The organism is Variovorax sp. LG9.2, from assembly GCF_035018885.1.
In the GTDB taxonomy this organism is placed as follows: Bacteria; Pseudomonadota; Gammaproteobacteria; order Burkholderiales; family Burkholderiaceae_C; genus Variovorax.
Window position 1 is genome coordinate 122,111 of the sequence record NZ_JASJXB010000008.1, and the last position, 16,866, is coordinate 138,976.

Here is a 16,866-nt window from a genome sequence, read left to right on the forward strand (position 1 = left end):
GTTGTGCAAAAAGTGCTACACCCGTACCCCACCCCGTAGCCCTGTGTACAGCCTGCAAAAAACCACCATTTTACGGAGCAAATCATGTCACTCTCACTACGCGGCGATGTTTGGTACTGGCGCAAAAAGATCAACGGAGTAGCCCAGGTTCGCTCGACCAAGACAGCAGACAAGAAGGTTGCGGAAAGGCTTGCAGCTAAGTGGGAACATGAGGCGCACGAGGAGATTGTCGTTCACGGTGTGGTGCCGATTACTGTGGGCTTGCTTGCAAAGCAGTACCTGCACACCAAGGAAGGGTTGACGACGCACAACGCGATTGCCTCACAGCTAAACCGATTCAAAAGCCTGTTCCAACATCAAGTAAAAGACGTGCGGCTTGCGGATGTACAAAAGGTCATCAACGCAGGACGTGATAAGGGCAACAAGGAATCAAGCCTTTCCATCACCGTCAGTTACTGGAACATCCTGATGAACTTTGCTGCGAAGCAAAAGTACACAGTTGGACCCAAACTGGAACCCATCAAGAACTTCAAACCAAAAGAGCGTTTTCTTACTGAAGCAGAAGAGGCGGCACTGATCGAGGCCGCTAAGGTGCCCGACGAAGGCACTATTGGATTGAACGAATCAGGCAGGTTCTACAGGGCAATCAACAATGACTTGCTCATATCGTTGCTCGACCTAGGATGCCGCTTCAACGAGGCAGCAAACCTCACTTGGAGCCAGATAGACTTGGAGCGCAACACAGTCTTCATCAAGCGCAGCAAACGCGGGATCGATAGCACGCACTACATGAGCCAACGTCTTAAGACAATCATGCAACTGCGGTGGGATGCGCGTGAGGATGACGATCACGTGTTCCCAACAAAGGTAGGCAAGTACAGTGAGGCGGACTGGATGAGGCGCTTGCGTAAGCGGGCAGGATTGAGCAGCGCTAACGGTACAGTCACCCTCCACACACTGCGCCACACATACGCAAACAGGATGACGCAAAACGGGATGACGCTCCCAGACATCAAGGCGCTGCTTGGGCACTCAAACATTGCCACCACCATGCGCTACATCAAAACTGATGCACAGGACGTCGCTAAGCGTGCGCTAGCTGTGCAAGCAGCAGTTGCAGCAAAGCAGAAATAAAACGGCTTGTAGACCCCCTACAACGCGCCTAGTGCGCGTTTTCTTTTGGCTGTACGATCTGTGCTTTCTTAAAGAAAGGTTGTGCCTGCATGGCTGCAACTGAGGAAGAGACATTCCGGCTGCTCAAACGCACTCCGTTCAAGGATGTACTTGAAGCCATGAATGGCATGACCACAAAGCGCAAGGGCGATCTAATCTTGAAGAAGCACAACTGGACACCCGACGAATTCTTGGCAAAATGCATCGAGCTGATAGAAGCATCCGTTCAGCAGTACATCAAAGACAACCCACAACCAAAAGGATAAAGCAATGGCAACTGCATTCGACCCCTCAAAGTATCAACTAGATCAGATTCCGCAGATCATCGAGGAACTTCAAGCTCACCTGCTGAGCAAGCGAGCAGAGACACTCACTGCCGCTGCTACCGCTTACATGACTGCGGTACACAATCACAAAATCTCGTTACTTGAAGCTGTGCAAGCGTTGGACACAGTGGAGAAGCTAGCGGCTGCAGGTATCACGTTCTCATCAGGTAAATCGTCTGAGAAGAATGGTCCGATCAGTGCGAAGCCACGTCGTGCACGTCTGCCCTTCCCGAAAGAATTCGTAATCAAGAATCCTGAGCCCAAAGGCCGTGAATTGAAAGAGTACACAGTCGGCAAGGTTCCGGTTCCACAGTGGGTCTATAGAGGCATAGAAGCAGGCACGATTAAGCCGTAATTGCTTCGTGATCTGATAAATACATAGCTAACGCAAGGTTAGTGGTTCCTACAAGTTCCTGAGTTTTTCATTTTTAAATCCACTAAGCCCTAAGTCGAAAGACTCGGGGCTTTTTCATTTCCGCAAGCTTTTCATTGATTCTTTGATAAATACATTTGTTAACGCAGGGATGCGTTGGCGATGAAACAACTCAAAGGAATTCCATGGAAGCAACAAAGACAGTTGGCCGAGCGCCAGCGTACACCCCAAATATAAAAGACAAGCGAGTCCTGAAACGGCTTCAAACCGCATACGGATATGCACGCGCAGTATTCGATGAAGTAACACCTACACCCAAGTCGCAGCTATCCATAGCAAAGCGCTTCGGACAAGCACAAGACGCACTGGGCCAGTTCCTACGTGCTCAACTACTTGTGTGCGTGGACCATCACTACTCACACGCAGCAGGCGTATCCAAGAAGTACACAATCAATATTGAAGGTGCAGCACTCATCAAGGAAGTGCTTTACAGCAACAAGCAAGTTACCTTCACTCCGGTTGAAGTAACGCAGATCGACAACAGCCCTGAGCCACGTAGATACTTTGATGAGTTCGTTGTTATCAAGATGCTCGAACAGGAACACAAAGAAGAACTTGAGTCGAAAGACTTCAAGTACGAAGACAAAGCAAGTCGTCTTTGGAATGCACTGCAAAGTGTGAAGTCCTGCTACAAGCGCCCATTGCTTGAGAAGTACGGATTCAACTACCACTACGATATCAGATGCTGCGCACCAACACTTATTCATCAGCACGCACAGCAAGTCGGACAAATGGATGAGTACCTGTTTGGTATTCAAGGCTTTCTTAAAGACAGAACAGCATTCCGCGACATGCTCACAGCAGATGCAGAACTTGAAGAGTTCGGAGCAAAGACAAGCAAGATACTTGTCAATGCATTGTTCTGCGGCGCACGCCTTGGCAACTCTAAAGAGTTCGCACTTAGCCGTTTACTTAATCACGACAAAGCACGCATTGAGTTCTTGAAGCAACACGACGAGTTGACACAGCTTCGCGCAGACATCAAGACTTGTTGGAAAGCAATCACTCCATTGTTACCACGCAGATACATCAACGACAAGAACGGAACATGCCGTCGTCTTCCTGTGTCATCGAAACAGAAGTGGTGTGTCTACTTCGAATTAGAAAGACGTGTCTTAGATGCAGCACGCATGTTCATGAAGAAGACAGATAACAAGTGCTTTCTTGAACATGATGGTTGGAGTACAGAGAAGCAGATAGATGTTCCAGCTATGCAAGCGTTCATTGAGAAGCAGACAGGCTTCAAGATAGAAGTAGACACTGAGTTCGCTGCTGCTGCGCATCAACGAGCAATTGAACCCACTCCTGAACTTTCGCTTTGCTCTGTTCCTCGCGAGTCAATTGCATTTCTTAAGAGAGACGATCATTTAAATAACTCTCTACCGCTTATCCCCCATGTATATGAGATCTTTTGTGCAGCACCTAAAACAACTACATGGCTTCAACAATTTATAAAAAGGAAACAACTAAATGAAGAAAGACACCCGCACTAACCAAGAGAAGGCAACACTCGCGAAAGAGTTCAAGTACCTGTACTGGAAGCAGAAGCAAACAGCACGCATGGACGGCATCGGCGAAGTAGACAGCATCGGTGCAAACGGACAACGTTTAGCTGTGAGGAGAAACCCAAATGCACGATAACCAAGACGAGACATTCAACAGACTAAAGCGCAACTCATACGAGACAGTCTATGACGACATGCAGAAATTCCTTCAAACTTCTCGAGATCAAAAATCGATACAAAGTGCACTTGCAAACTGCCGAGCGTGCTTACCAAGACACGGCTGGACTCACGAGGAATATCTAGCTGAAGGTACAAGACGTGCTGACGTAGCACGCGGATTATGACCCTACGCACTGATGCCATCAACATTGCCATGCAAGGGTTCATGCCAAGCTTTGAACAGTTCCGCATAGGCACAACTACCCCTTACCAGTTACGAGCTGCGCTAGACGCTGCATTGCACGTCTACGAGGCATACATGCACTCACACATCGATCCGTGCCCTAAGCCTAGTTAGATAAATAACTTTGAAGGTACAAGTTATCAAAAGGTGCGAGGTTTTTCCGTTGATCCGGGAATTCATTTTACTCGCATCCCTCTCCGTAACTTCCTTTGCGCAAACAGACTTCAGTGATTAGAAACTGTCAGCGCTAGCCACCAAATGCAATGTGCACGCGGTGGCTTTTTTACGTCTGCAAATAATTGGCGCATAACCACCATGAAAGTTGACAAAGTAGATAAATACTTTTAGCACAACAACAAGGAGTCATTGATGCCAACACTAAACCCAAGCGCCAATCTAACTGAAATCACAGCCAAATTAAAGCGCAGCACATTAGAACGCAAGACAAGCAACACAAGCACAAGCGAGTTAGTTGCAATCACTACAGAGCTTTATCCCCAAGAGATCGTCCTGGCTGCACAGACGGCACTTACAGAGAAAGTAATCACACCGTACTATCTTGAAATGTACGAGTACGCGATTGCATGTCAGTCTGCCAACTGCTCCATCCTCACTAGTCAATACAACGGCGTCCTGCTAACACACAACAAGATCACCAAGTTCCTAGCAAGCATGAGCGTTACGGATGCATTCAACATCAATGATCCATTCGTTATGAAGACATTCTTAAAGTTTCACACCGACCGTATAAAGCAATCAACGGAAGTGTTCGAGTTTGTAGCCGCGATCCTAGCTGGCAGTGATAAATAACATGCTCGCAACACTTATCTTATTGCTTGCAGCAGTGTTCATAACAACACAAATCATCGACATCGTAATCATAACAAAACTAAATCAAGGAGATTTATGAGTTTACAGAATCCATTCCACAACATCTTTGGCTCCGCTGTATATAACCAGCAACAGCAAGCAGCCAATCAAACCCAGTACGACGCTATAAGTAATGAAAAATTGCGCAACAGCTACAACAGCAATGCCCAATTCCACTACGCACAACAGAGAGCAGACTTAGAAGCACAGCGCGCAGCTATAGAGAAGCAGCTAGATTCATTGCCACTTGCAGGTCCAACACCAAGTGAGTTAGAACAATACGAGTCACTACGCTATGCATGGTCCGAGTACCAACTAGTTCGTAAGTTGGCGTTGGGAGGTAAGTCATGAGAGAGTTTCAACTTCTTATAGGCGCAGTCCTCTTCGTCGCATTCATTGTGGTAGCAGGAGCAAACACAGAGCCTCCACCTAGACATGCTCAGACACGTAGTTTCATACCATGATCGATAAGCCAACACCTAAGAAGCAGTACATCTTCAGCAGCTTCGATCATACAAACAAGTTGTTTGGCCTCTTAGTCAATCAAGAGGCAAAGCTGGATTGGCTATATGCAAGAGTTGATAGCGCACACGAACAAGGCTTCGACTACAACTTAGAGTCAATCGGCTACATGTCCAACAAGCACGCGCAAAGATGCAGAGAGATTGCATTCGCAACAGCACTCAAGACTGGCTATAAGCCATTTCCAAAAGGCACATCCAAATGAGCAACGAAACTAGCGAGGATAAGTTGGTTAGGCACATAAAGCGTCTAAGCTTCTTTGACCTTTATCCAAGGATTCCGGACATGGCACACGCCGCCAGATTGGGCGGCATTGACACAAAGTACATAAGGATCCTTCAAGACATTATTTTAGATGCAACCGGTTGGACGGCAGAGGAATATCGTGCTGCACAAAGACAGCAACATCTAAAAGAAATCAACTCACCAAAACTAACAACAAAGGATACAACACCATGAAGACATACGAAGAACTATCAGCAATGGCAGCAGCACTTGAAGCCAATACACAACGCAGCGCATACGAGACCAGAGCCAAGTCCTATCAAGACATAGTAGACCAGGCATTTGGTATCGACATCCGTTCACCATTGCAGAAGCAGGTAGCGGAATTCCTAGAAGCCTTAGAAGAAGTCGGATTGTCGAATCAATAAACAACCAATTAAGCAAAGGTCGCGCAATTTAATGCAAGGGCGCAATATACAAGCTCAACTAACTCACAAGGTAAATCGTGAATATATTTTATAAATTTAACTCGCATGTAACTGATGCATTGGTAATTGGTGCCATCGCTACAGTAGCGGCACTGGTGCTAGTTGCTAGCCCAGCTCGTGCCCAAATGCTGCCCTCCCCCGCCCAAGCAGCGTATGCAGCACAGTTACAGCAGAACAACGCTATAGCGCAGCAAGGGCGGGTGTTGGGGCAGACGCAGCTACAGGTTCTGCAACTGCAACAGCAAAGCAGCTTCCTGCAGCAACAGCAAGCACAGCAGCAAGCATCTGCAAACAGCTACCAACAGCAAACTCAAACCTATGCACCTAGCTACACACCTTCACCTGTCACCCAAATCATTACCCCAATTAACTACGCACTGGCAGCGGCGCTTGTATCAGGTTGGGAAGCTGCGGGATTGAACACAAGAACACCAGCAGACATCGAGTACGACAGATTAGCCGCAAACAAAGTGCGATACACACAGACATGCAATACACCTAGCTATGTAAAGTTCTACTCAGATGTTCCTGCTTGCATTCGCATCCTTCAATTAACAAAAGATTGATATGAAGCTCCTGACAACAGCCATAGCCATAGCACTTGCTGTAGGCACCGTACAGGCAGTCGAGATCAAATACACAAACGACATCACACCTACTGAGCTTGCATTGATACAGCAGTGCAGGGACGCAGCAATTGCAAATGCTTCAGTTGACAGTGTTATCAGCAAAGTAACTTCTAGACGTGAGATAGAAAAAGACTGGGACCAAATGGTTTCTATCAATGATGTTACTCAGTTTAAGAAGTTTCAAGCTTTGTGTCTGTTTAAGGACGGACAAATGTACAAAGGCTCTACTGTAGCCTCAGACGCTATCGGCAACGCCAAGGAAGGCACTGTACGATGGTACCAACCAGAAACTAAGTCATGGGTCATCGATAAAGTTTGTTACCCCGGAATGGAGTGTTAATCATGCTAATCGGAATCGCAATCATCGTCTGGATCGTACTGTGCGGGTTAAGCCAAACTAGGAACCACGACGATTAAAGAATCAAACCACCACCCCACAAGCCACTAAACACAGTGGCTTTTCTTTTGACTACAGTTTTTGCATCAGTATTGATAAATACTTTATGCACCATATCGATTACACCACCCAACCAACATCACGCCATTACTGGGGCAAGGAGTGTGTCAACGGCCACGCCCAGCCAGATAGTCCAACCCACAACCTCCGCAGCGTCTCCACCAACGCCTGCATAGGGTGTGTACGGGATAGACGCCCCGCTACCGCTAACCAAACAGCAGCAGAGCGCCTAGCCCAAGTGCTGACGCTAGACCATTACAAGCGCCTCTCCGAACCCGAGCGTAAAGCGTTCGACCAAGCCAAGAGAAAGCAGTGGGTAGAGGAGAACAAAGAGCAACAAAAGCTCTATCAAAAGGATTATCAAAAGAAGCTAAGGCTAACCAATCCTGCCAAAGTCGAGCAGTACAAACAAACCCAACTAGACAAAGGCAACGGACCTAACAAGTACAAACAAAGGACTCAAGATGATACCAACCAAAACACCCTTTAACCCATTGAAGCATTATGTAGGTAAGGCGTGCAAGCATGGACATGTGGATGAGAACAATGAAAGCACCCGATACCTCACCACCAGCACCTGCGTGGAGTGTGCGAACTATAGGTACAACAAGACGCCCGAAGCCATGAACAAGCAAGCCGTGCACAGCAGGAACTGGCAGAAGAAGAACAAGGAAGCATTCGCCATCATCACCCTCAGATATAGAGAGAAGCACAGAGAACAATCCTTAGCCAACAACCTTCTCCGCTACCACGCTAACAAACTAAAGACCACGCCAGAGCAGCACGCATTGACGTTACTTAGAAGAAGAAACCACAAGCGTAGAAAAGTCGAACTAGAACTTAGAACAAGGCTTGAAACTGAGACGCTAACAAGCAAGCAACTAGATTCCATCAACCGTAGACTAGCAAACATCCAAGCTCAACTACAACAAGAAGAAGCAGTGTTGCTACATTATGTCGATTGAATACCATTACCTTAAAGACGGAGTGTGGCACACGAGCGCTAACGTAGCCGATGTACTTAACGCGAATGATGACCAGTACTTCGGTAACAGATGTAGGAAGTACCTAAACCATCGCACCGTAGAAGGAAGGTCACTTAGAAAGACTAGCACCGGTAAGTGTGTGCAGTGTATTGAGCTTGATAAGCAGCAGCAAGCGCAGCACCCACCTAGACCAAAGCGAGTATCTAAGAGTGGCAAGACAATGGGTAGGCCAATTAAGTATACAGAACAAGCAACGGAAAGAGAGCGTAGAAGATTAAGTAGACATGTACATATACAAATGAAAAAGTCTAAGTCACTCTCACCAGCACCTAGCAATGATAAGGATGAGACATGACACTAACACTTAAAGACCTCGAACGTATGGAACGTATGCACAAAGCTTTAGAAGCAATGGAAGCAATCGTTGACACTGCACACGAAAGAGAACTAGAAGAACTAACGGAACAAGAGTTAGAACAACGCATGCACAAGCACCTAGACAACATAGAAGCAATCATCAAAGCTAAGCAACACAGAGAACAAGATGACAACAGTTAGGACAGCTACACAAGCGTTTTAGCTTTAGATACTGTGCAAGTACATCGAGAGCATTACGACAGCGCACAGCAGCGATATGACCCATTAAGTGAGCATTGATAGACCATTAACACTGCATTGAACCCACTTAGTGAGCATTCATTAAGTGAGCATTGAACCCACTAATTGAGTTCCGCCCTTCACACCTGGCCTGTCAGTCTTATAGTCAAAAGCTATTGCCAGAGTTATCCACAACCAATATAGAACACCATAAATCCAAGATCTTCATGGTTAGAAATAGAATCTAAGACTGGTTGACAAGATGTTCAATCAATGTCTCCAAAAGACTTCACGATATGTTCACGTTTAGAACCGTGTCTTAGCCAGGTTGACATCTAACCCCTTCGGGTCTATCAATCACTCCGTTTAACCACCTAAATACGGTGGAAAACGTGCAGGGTTGTGCATAGAGTGTGCACATGACAAACCACCGTTTATTCTCTATATAGATCAATGACTTAGCGCGCCACACTTATATACGCTGTAATCAAGGTGTCCTCTACTGTGCATCGATAGTGCAGCTACGCTCAATCGATAACGATGTCAACCACTCTGCGGCACAGTATTGAAACGGTAGCACATCATTGACATACCCTATTGATACTCTTGTCAACCGATGTGAGATGTTCTTTGAAACGGAAGGACATTGGATAAGCTGTGGATAAAGATTTCTTTGAAGTGGTGAAAAGCAAAGCGAAACCAAAAACGGGGTGGAGTGAAAGTTGCGGCCTATAGGAATAAATTTTTCTGTAAAAACCAAGAGAGTGATAAATACATTGCGCGCACAGTTGCCGCACTAAAAGGAAACAACAATATGACATCAACATCACCATCGTTAGACGCAGTAAACCAGTCAACATTAGACACACAATTGAACATTGAAGGCAAAGCACCACGCACTAAAGCAGAGAAGCTAGCACGCTGCAAACAAATTGCGCAGATCGTTAAGGATGAAAAACTAGATATCAAAATGCTTGATGAAGCTTTGATGAAGCTTTATATCATTTGATAAGAGTATTCTGCACAGCCAATAAGTTCCAATAGACCATTCTGCGCCTAGGCCATTAAAACAAAGCTTCACTAAACAAGAAGGACTTTATATGGTTATGTTTGTGCCAGGATCAGTCGTTGCAACGCGTGGGGCGTTGGCTGCGCTAGACCGTATGGATGTGAACCCCACAACGCTTATTGATAGGCATGTGTGCGGGGACTGGGGAGATTTAGGTGTGGAAGACTGTAAGGCCAACCAGAATGCTTTAACCTATGGGGCACGTATTGTTAGCGCCTATGTCGTTCAACAAGAGAAGTTCTATGTGATAACAGAGTGGGACAGATCGTATACCACCTTGATGACTGCATCTGAGTATTGAGTCTTTCGGATAATGACAAAGGGGCACAAGGCCCCTTTTCTTTTGACTACGTGTTGTATATGCCGAAGCTGTGATCGAAGCAATCGGCCAAGACAGTAAGTTCACCAGCGATCCTTCCAGCCATAAATGCATTGCTTGCTAAGTCCTCATCGTCTACGTATGTGTCGAAGTCAAGACTACCGTTGCTTTCTTTTAGTTGTATCTCGAAAGGACGATCTTTTCCGATCATGAAGCCGTTGATAGCTTCAAGTACATGCGCGCCTGTGTATCGCTCTCCGATTTTGAAGGCATATCTCAAGTATCTCATTTCGATCCTTTCTTAAGCAATACGTGCTTTGCGCAAGTCGTTTTGTTCAGCCCTTGCTTCTGCCAACTTAAGCAGTGCTCCAGCACGCTCGGTGCGTAACTGCACCAATGCGCGTCTGTCCCCTTTGGCAACTGCATTGGATATATCGTACTCAAGATTGTCGAGGTGCTGCTTTGCATTGATAACTCTGTTCTTGAGCATGAAACCTTGCTTTTTCTCATCAGTGCTTGCGGTTTCCAAGGTTTTGTTTGCATCAGCCTTAATCGCTTTACGTAGTGAGCCATACAAGTGCATGACTTCTGCTACTCTATCGGAATCAAAGCAAGTGTCTTTCAGCAGTGTTGTGCCATCCTTTTGCTTGACTGCAATGTACACACGGAGCTTTTCATCTGGCTCCCAGTCTTTCACGTCGATCTTGGTAAGTGTTACTGCGTTAGCAATGAGCTTCTGTCCTTCGAGTCCGCGTGGTTCTGGCTCGTCATCACCTCGTTCCTCACGTATAGCAAGTGTCCGCACGCCTTCGAGTCCGCCATTGTCTTTCAGGTACTGCACTAGGTCGGATGTCTTACCACGTGCGTACTCAATGACTTTGGACATGACGCTAACTGCCTTGTGGTCCATGGCTGCAAACACGTAGCGCACGAAGATACTTGCGTCCTTTGTGTCTTCGCGTAGCTTGTTAGTCTTTTCAACCTCGACCTTGAGCGTGTACAGCAACGTCCTACCTTCGCCCCCTGCATCCATCATGTTGCAGTACATGGTGAATGCTTCTGCAGTTAGCAACCCGAGCTTGGTTCTGTAGCCCTTTTCTGTTTCGCTTGCCTCTTTGCGAATGCGGTTGACGATAATGAGTGCTTCATCTGCATCAAATTTCTGACCTTGAATAACTGCGTTCATTTCTTCTAGTGTGTTCATTTCTCTTCCTTTAAAACTCATTACACGCAGCAGTGCTTCTCATGTGACTAATTTCACATTCGTAGTTACTGCGCAATGGGTACCGGTTCGTTGTTTGTTTGCGCTGAACCGATGGATCTAATGTGCCTATAAAGCTTTCGTTATGCAACTTTGCAAAATTGAATATAGGCCCGTAATGGAATTGAAAAGAGCATTCCTCGATTTAGCTCAGAAACATTAAAAACGGCTCCAGAGTTTCTTTTGCTCAAGAATTAAGCACACCTATACGAATCAGACACTTAGCGCAGTGTGTCTGTCGGAAACAACACTACGGCTTCGGAGCTGGTGGCTTGGGAGGCATGTGTGCGGCCTCGAACTGGGCGAGATCGATCCCTGCGTCTCGCAAGTGTTTGGCGGTCCTGGGGTCTATGCCCTGCCCCTTCGCTAACGAGCGCTTAGCGGAGCGTTTAACGTCCGCTAGGGACTGTTTCGTGCTGAGACGAGTGCTTGCCAAGTAGCAGTAGGAGCGCACGCGCCCGTTATAGCTGGTTACAAGCGCTTCAAATGGGAGCCAACGCTCCGGGGCCATTGCTTCCGTAGCAGCAATCTTTGCAGCCCATACAGGGTCTTGCTTCATCTCTTCTAGTTTGGCTAAGCGCAGTTCATGTTTCTTCTCTGCTTCAGCTAGTTGAGCAGGGAATTCAGCACTAAACAGCTTCGGTGAAAAGCCGAGCAGCCATAAGTTTTTTTCGAGTTGGGTACATCTTGCCATTGGGTAGATAAATACTTATCTTAAAGGGATACATACCAATGGCAAGAAAGCTCAAGCCAACAGAATTAGTTTCAGAACGCACACCATCCTTCTCGCTCGCAGAAGTTGAAGGGTTGTTGAACACTGACAACTACAAACGCGCACTCGCTATCAGTGAATTGCTGCTGAAAGTTTTCCCTCATGCTAACAATACTGCGCCAACAGGCGGACAGTTAGGTGCGGGACGCATATTGAATGCATTTGAAGTTGCGTTTGAAGCAGTAAATGGAAATGCACGCATGGTAATGTGGGCAGATGAGGACTTTCCTGCCTTTGCCCACGCATATGCAAAGATTGGTGCCGCAGTACCAAATGCAAATACCAATATTGGTCAGGTCATCATCCAAAGCGCAGTGCCTTACAGCCCGCTTAATGACCAGAACGTCATCGATGCGTCTATCAATATTGATCTTGATCTAGGCGACGAAGAATGAAGGGCGCGCTAGTCGCGCCTTCGCTTGCCCTTGCACCTACAAACGTTAGCGGATACAAGCCTCGGAAAGCATTCCTAGCATTTCATGCACGTAAACACACACGCGCAGTGCTTGTTATTCATAGACGAGCAGGAAAGACCGTAGCATGTGTTAATGACTTAGTTGACAAAGCATTGATGACTACAAAGCCGAATGCAATGTTCGCTTATGTCGGTCCTTACGCGAAGCAGACTGCACAAGTTGCATGGGCATACTTGGTTGAAGCTGTAAAGCACATGCCTGATGTAAAGGTTCATGAAACAAAGAAGCAAGTAACCTTCATCAACCGAGGAAAGCATAAGTCAACAGTCGCATTGTTCGGTGCTGATAATCCAGATTCACTTCGTGGACTGTACTTTGATGGCATTGTGCTTGATGAAGTAGCAGACATGAAGCAATCAGTATGGAATGAAGTAATCCAGCCAGCACTTATTGACAGACGTGGATGGGCTGTCTTCATCGGAACACCAAAAGGTAAGGGCTTCTTCTACAAACTATGGACAGAAGCAGTAAAGCGACCTACTTCATGGTTCACTTTGATGCTCAAAGCTTCAGAGTCAAAGCTGCTTAGTCAGGACTTGCTAGATGAATACAAAGTAGACGTAGACGAAGACACATACGAACAGGAAATGGAGTGTTCCTTTACCGCAGGTATCAAGGGCGCCATGTATCCAACCCAGTTACGCGCTGCGAATGACGAAGGTAGGCTCACAGGTTTCAGCGTCGTCATAGGTCAACAAGTGCACTGTGCATTTGACTTGGGATGGCGGGATGCGACTGCAGTTTGCTTCTACCAACTAATTGGCGGTGAGCTACGTGTAGTTGATTACCAAGAATGGACTCAAACAGAGATCGCAGTCATTGTCCGCGAGATACGTGAACGCAAATATAAATGGGGTACGTTTTGGTTACCCCACGATGCCCGCGCTAAGTCACTGCAAACGGGTAAGTCGATGGTGGAAATCTTCTGGAGCTTAGGCATACAACCAAAGTTAGTTCCAGAGTTAGGTCTTATAGATGGCATTCAAGCTGTAAGAAACACATTTCCATCGATTCGGATAAATGCCGATAAGTGCGATCAGTTGATTCAGAACTTAATGGCATACAAGAAGAAAGAAATACGTCCGGGCGAATTCAGTCGAGTACCAGACCATGACAGCAGTTCACACGGCGCTGATGCATTCCGCTATATGTGCTTGGCTGTGAGTGATAGAGCTTTGGATAAAAGCTTGACGATATCAATAACGGGCAATAGCAACTCGTTAGAGAGCGCCAAACTTCAGAAAGCCATAAATATAGAAATAAACACAGGGTGGACACTTGACATGCACGTTCGTGCGAGCGAGCGTAACCGAGGCCCTACTCTCATTTAAAGGGGCTCAATGGATAGCAACGAGAAAGAACAACAACAAGCACTAGACCCAAGCAAGACTGACGCTATGCAGGTACGCATGAAGGCACAGAAGACTTGGGCTGCAGAAATCAACGCCTCCACTAAAGAGCTAGAGACATTCCATAAACGCGGTCGTGAAATTAACGATGCGTACATCTATACCGGCAAGACTAAGGCGAACGGCAAGGATCACTTATTCAACTTATGGAAAGTGACGGTCAACACGCAACGTGATGCCATCTATAGCTCCTTCCCCTCCCCTACAGCAAGCCGCATGTACTTAGACCCCAATGATGCAGTTGGGCGAGTAGCGGGTGAGTTGTTAGAGCGAGCAATGAACACGGAAGACGTTCAATCTAGCCGCGCCAGCACTGCGTACAAGAACATTGTTCAAGACTACTTGTGTATTGGCGGTGCATTTGGATGGGTTCGCTACGTAACCAAAGCATCCGACGAAGAACAGCTTGCATTAAGTGGTGATGTGGATGATGAGACAGCAGAACTACCTAACGCATCGCCATTACTTAAGGATGAACGCATCGAAGTTGACCATGTTAATTGGGAAGACGTTCGTTGGAGTCCAGCACGTACAGCAGATGAGGTTAGATGGATTGCAAGAAAGGTCTACATGCCAAAGTCTGAGTTCGAGGAACGTTTTCCTGACGCAGACAACTTTGATTATGGCGAAGATGACGAACAAGTTAATGAAGCCAAGTCAGATAACCCAAGTGGTCCACAGAACATCGTTATCCCAGAAGTAGAAGTATGGGAAATATGGGATAAGACAAGCTTGCAAGTGTTCTTCATGAGAGAAGGATGCGCAAAGATACTTGAAATCAAGGACGATCCATATGGTCTACCTGAATTCTTCCCTGCTGTATTCCTCTTTGGCAATCACACAACTGGCAACTACATCCCGAACAGTGACTACATCGATGCACAGTACCAATACAAGCAACTAAACAAGCTTACAGCGCGTATTGATGCGCTCATTGACTCTGCACGCGTGACTGGTGTTTATGACGCCAGCATTCCAGAGCTACAACACTTGATTAGCAAGGCGCAGGATGGTGAGTTGCTACCTATCGAGAAGTACGGTGCGCTAGCAGCCAACCAAGGACTGAAAGGAAGTGTTGACTTCTTACCTCTAGACCAATTCATTACAGGTCTTAACGGACTTACAGCACAACGCAATGACGTTAAGCAACAGATTTACGAGTTGACTGGCATTAGCGACATTATCCGTGGTTCTACCTCCCCTTATGAAACAAAGGGCGCGCAACAGATGAAGGCACAGTTTGCATCTGCTAGATTGCAAGCAAAGGCACGTGAAGTTGCCGAGTTCTTCAGTGGTATCTATCGAGTTAAGGGCTTCTTAATGGTCAAGTTCTATGAGCCACAGCGCTTCATAGCACGCGCAGGCACCATTAACCCTGCAGATCAACAGTATGTACAGCAAGCATACGAGTTGTTGAAGAATGAAGAAATTGCATTCAACCAAATCAACGTCAGCGTTGATACGTTGCAGCAAGACCAGTGGAGCCAAGAGCAAACCGCAGTTGTTTCATTCATTACAACAATTGGAACGATGCTGGAACAAACAGCACCACTAATTCAGCAAGACCCGACCATGAAGCCACTCATCTATCAAGCATTGCTGCTAGGTGCGTCCCGCTTCCGTGCAGCTAAGACATTTGAAGGCTTCCTATCTAGCCAGCTTTCCCAAGCCATGCAACAGCTTCAGGGACAGGCACCAGGTTCTAACCCTGCAGCAGACAAGGAAGCGGCAGCACAGCAGGCCGAGCAACAGCAAGCGCAGCAAGCCCAACAGCAAGCGGCACAAGCGGATCAAGCGAAGCTGCAAGCCACTACAGACATCGAGAAGGGCAAAGCTGCTACAGCAGTCCAGATCAAGCAGATGGAGCTAGCGGCAAATGAGCAGATCAAAGCCCGCGAAGCAGCCATTGCAGCGGCAGAAGTGAAGCTGAAGGAGCTAGAAATGAATCAAGCTGGTATTGACACAACAGGTGTCACGTTAGCTATTGGTGATGCGAACCCAACTATGCGTCCTTCTAAAGAGGAAGTAGCAGGAATGCTTGCCCAGCACCAACAACACACACAGGACCAGAGTATGCAGATGTTCCAGCAAATGATGCAGGCAATGCAATTGATGCAACAACAGTCGCAAGCATTCCAGCAACAACTGCTTCACTCACTAAGTGAACCTATGCCACCTTCTGTAGTCACCATTAAGAATGCAGACGGTACGGTAAAAATGACAGGTGAGATTAAATAAGGTCAGATTTAGCATCTACCACGCTATTTGAATAAATAACAAACTAAACAAGGGGGCACTAATGCCATATACATACTTCGTAACCAATAAGGCAAATGATGCTGCTCTAGGAAAGACAACTTTTACAGCAACAACAGCGGTCTACTTGGCTCTATCAACTACAACACCGACAGCCGGTACAGGTGCTTCTGCCACTGAGCCAGCAGGTAGTGCATATGCACGCGTAGCAGTTCCTGCAGCGTCATGGAATACAACTGCAAACGGTACAACAACTAACAATGCAGCTATCGCATTTCCAGCAGCTACAGGCGCATGGGGCACAGTGACATATGCGGTTGGTTATGACGCAGCTTCAGCAGGCAACGTCTTGTTCTACGTAGCACTAACAGCATCGCAAGCCATTACAACTGGTATGACTTACAGCTTTCCAGCAGGAAGCGCGATCCACACACTTACTTAATTCGGTGTTCGTTGCAAAAGAACTTCATATGACAGCAGCACACACAACCGAACCACTGATCTACACAACGATGGGCAATGTTCCTATCGCATCACTAGAACACCGTCCGCACTGGGAAGAAACACCCACAGCAATTGTGTTCGTTGACGAGTATTTTCTCGACGGGCAAAGCGTCAAGCGCGGCGTTAATGTCCTAAGCAAGCACGGCATTACGGGTGAAGCCGTCGCCAATCAACTCTAAGGGGCCG

Annotated in this window: 22 protein-coding genes; 21 read left to right on the forward strand and 1 reads right to left on the reverse strand. The window is 46.8% G+C overall.

The features are described 5' to 3' along the window. Positions 1-84: 84 nt before the first annotated feature. From QN413_RS10775 to QN413_RS10850, 16 genes are all read left to right on the forward strand, one after another. Positions 85-1,134 carry a tyrosine-type recombinase/integrase gene (locus QN413_RS10775; protein WP_323496608.1) on the forward strand — a complete coding sequence of 350 codons (1,050 nt, stop codon included), beginning with the start codon at positions 85-87 and terminating at the stop codon, positions 1,132-1,134. 89 nt (positions 1,135-1,223) lie between these two features. Continuing rightward, on the forward strand, positions 1,224-1,439 hold the full coding sequence (locus tag QN413_RS10780) for a hypothetical protein (protein WP_323496609.1): 216 nt from the start codon (positions 1,224-1,226) through the stop codon (positions 1,437-1,439). A 4-nt stretch (positions 1,440-1,443) separates the two neighbouring features. Continuing rightward, positions 1,444-1,854: a hypothetical protein gene (locus tag QN413_RS10785; RefSeq protein WP_323496610.1), complete on the forward strand. Its 411-nt coding sequence runs from the start codon at positions 1,444-1,446 to the stop codon at positions 1,852-1,854. A gap of 203 nt (positions 1,855-2,057) precedes the next feature. Then, positions 2,058-3,425 carry a hypothetical protein gene (locus tag QN413_RS10790; RefSeq protein WP_323496611.1) on the forward strand — a complete coding sequence of 456 codons (1,368 nt, stop codon included), beginning with the start codon at positions 2,058-2,060 and terminating at the stop codon, positions 3,423-3,425. Beyond that, positions 3,403-3,573 (forward strand): hypothetical protein, encoded by a 171-nt coding sequence (locus QN413_RS10795; protein WP_323496612.1) that lies wholly within the window; start codon positions 3,403-3,405, stop codon positions 3,571-3,573. Before QN413_RS10790 ends, QN413_RS10795 begins: the two co-directional genes overlap by 23 nt. A gap of 636 nt (positions 3,574-4,209) precedes the next feature. Next, the gene (locus QN413_RS10800) at positions 4,210-4,650 is read left to right on the forward strand and encodes a hypothetical protein (RefSeq protein ID WP_323496613.1); all 441 of its coding nucleotides are present in this window, start codon (positions 4,210-4,212) and stop codon (positions 4,648-4,650) included. Between the two features lie 96 nt (positions 4,651-4,746). After that, positions 4,747-5,061, forward strand: coding sequence for a hypothetical protein (locus QN413_RS10805; protein WP_323496614.1), 315 nt, complete (start codon positions 4,747-4,749; stop codon positions 5,059-5,061). A 109-nt stretch (positions 5,062-5,170) separates the two neighbouring features. Next, entirely contained in the window at positions 5,171-5,437 is a 267-nt protein-coding gene (locus tag QN413_RS10810; protein WP_323496615.1) for a hypothetical protein, read from the forward strand. A gap of 80 nt (positions 5,438-5,517) precedes the next feature. Then, positions 5,518-5,691, forward strand: a complete 174-nt coding sequence (locus QN413_RS10815; protein ID WP_323496616.1) for a hypothetical protein — start codon at positions 5,518-5,520, stop codon at positions 5,689-5,691. Further along, the gene (locus tag QN413_RS10820; RefSeq protein WP_323496617.1) at positions 5,688-5,885 is read left to right on the forward strand and encodes a hypothetical protein; all 198 of its coding nucleotides are present in this window, start codon (positions 5,688-5,690) and stop codon (positions 5,883-5,885) included. The genes QN413_RS10815 and QN413_RS10820 overlap by 4 nt, the downstream gene beginning before the upstream one ends. Before the next feature lie 77 nt (positions 5,886-5,962). After that, positions 5,963-6,511: a hypothetical protein gene (locus QN413_RS10825; protein ID WP_323496618.1), complete on the forward strand. Its 549-nt coding sequence runs from the start codon at positions 5,963-5,965 to the stop codon at positions 6,509-6,511. A gap of 1 nt (position 6,512) precedes the next feature. Next, complete coding sequence (locus tag QN413_RS10830; protein ID WP_323496619.1) at positions 6,513-6,914, forward strand: hypothetical protein; 402 nt, start codon at positions 6,513-6,515, stop codon at positions 6,912-6,914. A 163-nt stretch (positions 6,915-7,077) separates the two neighbouring features. Then, positions 7,078-7,521: a hypothetical protein gene (locus QN413_RS10835; RefSeq protein ID WP_323496620.1), complete on the forward strand. Its 444-nt coding sequence runs from the start codon at positions 7,078-7,080 to the stop codon at positions 7,519-7,521. 133 nt (positions 7,522-7,654) lie between these two features. Continuing rightward, the gene (locus QN413_RS10840; protein WP_323496621.1) at positions 7,655-7,996 is read left to right on the forward strand and encodes a hypothetical protein; all 342 of its coding nucleotides are present in this window, start codon (positions 7,655-7,657) and stop codon (positions 7,994-7,996) included. A 372-nt stretch (positions 7,997-8,368) separates the two neighbouring features. Beyond that, a complete protein-coding gene (locus QN413_RS10845; RefSeq protein WP_323496622.1) occupies positions 8,369-8,575 on the forward strand; it encodes a hypothetical protein in 207 nt (68 codons plus the stop codon). Positions 8,576-9,329: 754 nt separating this feature from the next. Then, a complete protein-coding gene (locus QN413_RS10850; RefSeq protein ID WP_323496623.1) occupies positions 9,330-9,623 on the forward strand; it encodes a hypothetical protein in 294 nt (97 codons plus the stop codon). A 680-nt stretch (positions 9,624-10,303) separates the two neighbouring features. Here QN413_RS10850 and QN413_RS10855 read toward each other — a convergent pair. After that, complete coding sequence (locus QN413_RS10855; RefSeq protein ID WP_323496624.1) at positions 10,304-11,206, reverse strand: hypothetical protein; 903 nt, start codon at positions 11,204-11,206, stop codon at positions 10,304-10,306. Between the two features lie 789 nt (positions 11,207-11,995). Here QN413_RS10855 and QN413_RS10860 point away from each other — a divergent pair. The 5 genes from QN413_RS10860 to QN413_RS10880 all read left to right on the forward strand — a co-directional run bounded on the left by QN413_RS10860 (position 11,996) and on the right by QN413_RS10880 (position 16,859). Next, on the forward strand, positions 11,996-12,430 hold the full coding sequence (locus QN413_RS10860) for a hypothetical protein (protein ID WP_323496625.1): 435 nt from the start codon (positions 11,996-11,998) through the stop codon (positions 12,428-12,430). 107 nt (positions 12,431-12,537) lie between these two features. After that, on the forward strand, positions 12,538-13,842 hold the full coding sequence (locus QN413_RS10865; RefSeq protein WP_323496626.1) for a terminase large subunit domain-containing protein: 1,305 nt from the start codon (positions 12,538-12,540) through the stop codon (positions 13,840-13,842). Positions 13,843-13,851: 9 nt separating this feature from the next. Beyond that, positions 13,852-16,158, forward strand: a complete 2,307-nt coding sequence (locus QN413_RS10870; RefSeq protein WP_323496627.1) for a hypothetical protein — start codon at positions 13,852-13,854, stop codon at positions 16,156-16,158. Positions 16,159-16,219: 61 nt separating this feature from the next. Continuing rightward, entirely contained in the window at positions 16,220-16,618 is a 399-nt protein-coding gene (locus QN413_RS10875) for a hypothetical protein (protein ID WP_323496628.1), read from the forward strand. 28 nt (positions 16,619-16,646) lie between these two features. After that, complete coding sequence (locus tag QN413_RS10880; protein WP_323496629.1) at positions 16,647-16,859, forward strand: hypothetical protein; 213 nt, start codon at positions 16,647-16,649, stop codon at positions 16,857-16,859. Positions 16,860-16,866: the final 7 nt, after the last annotated feature.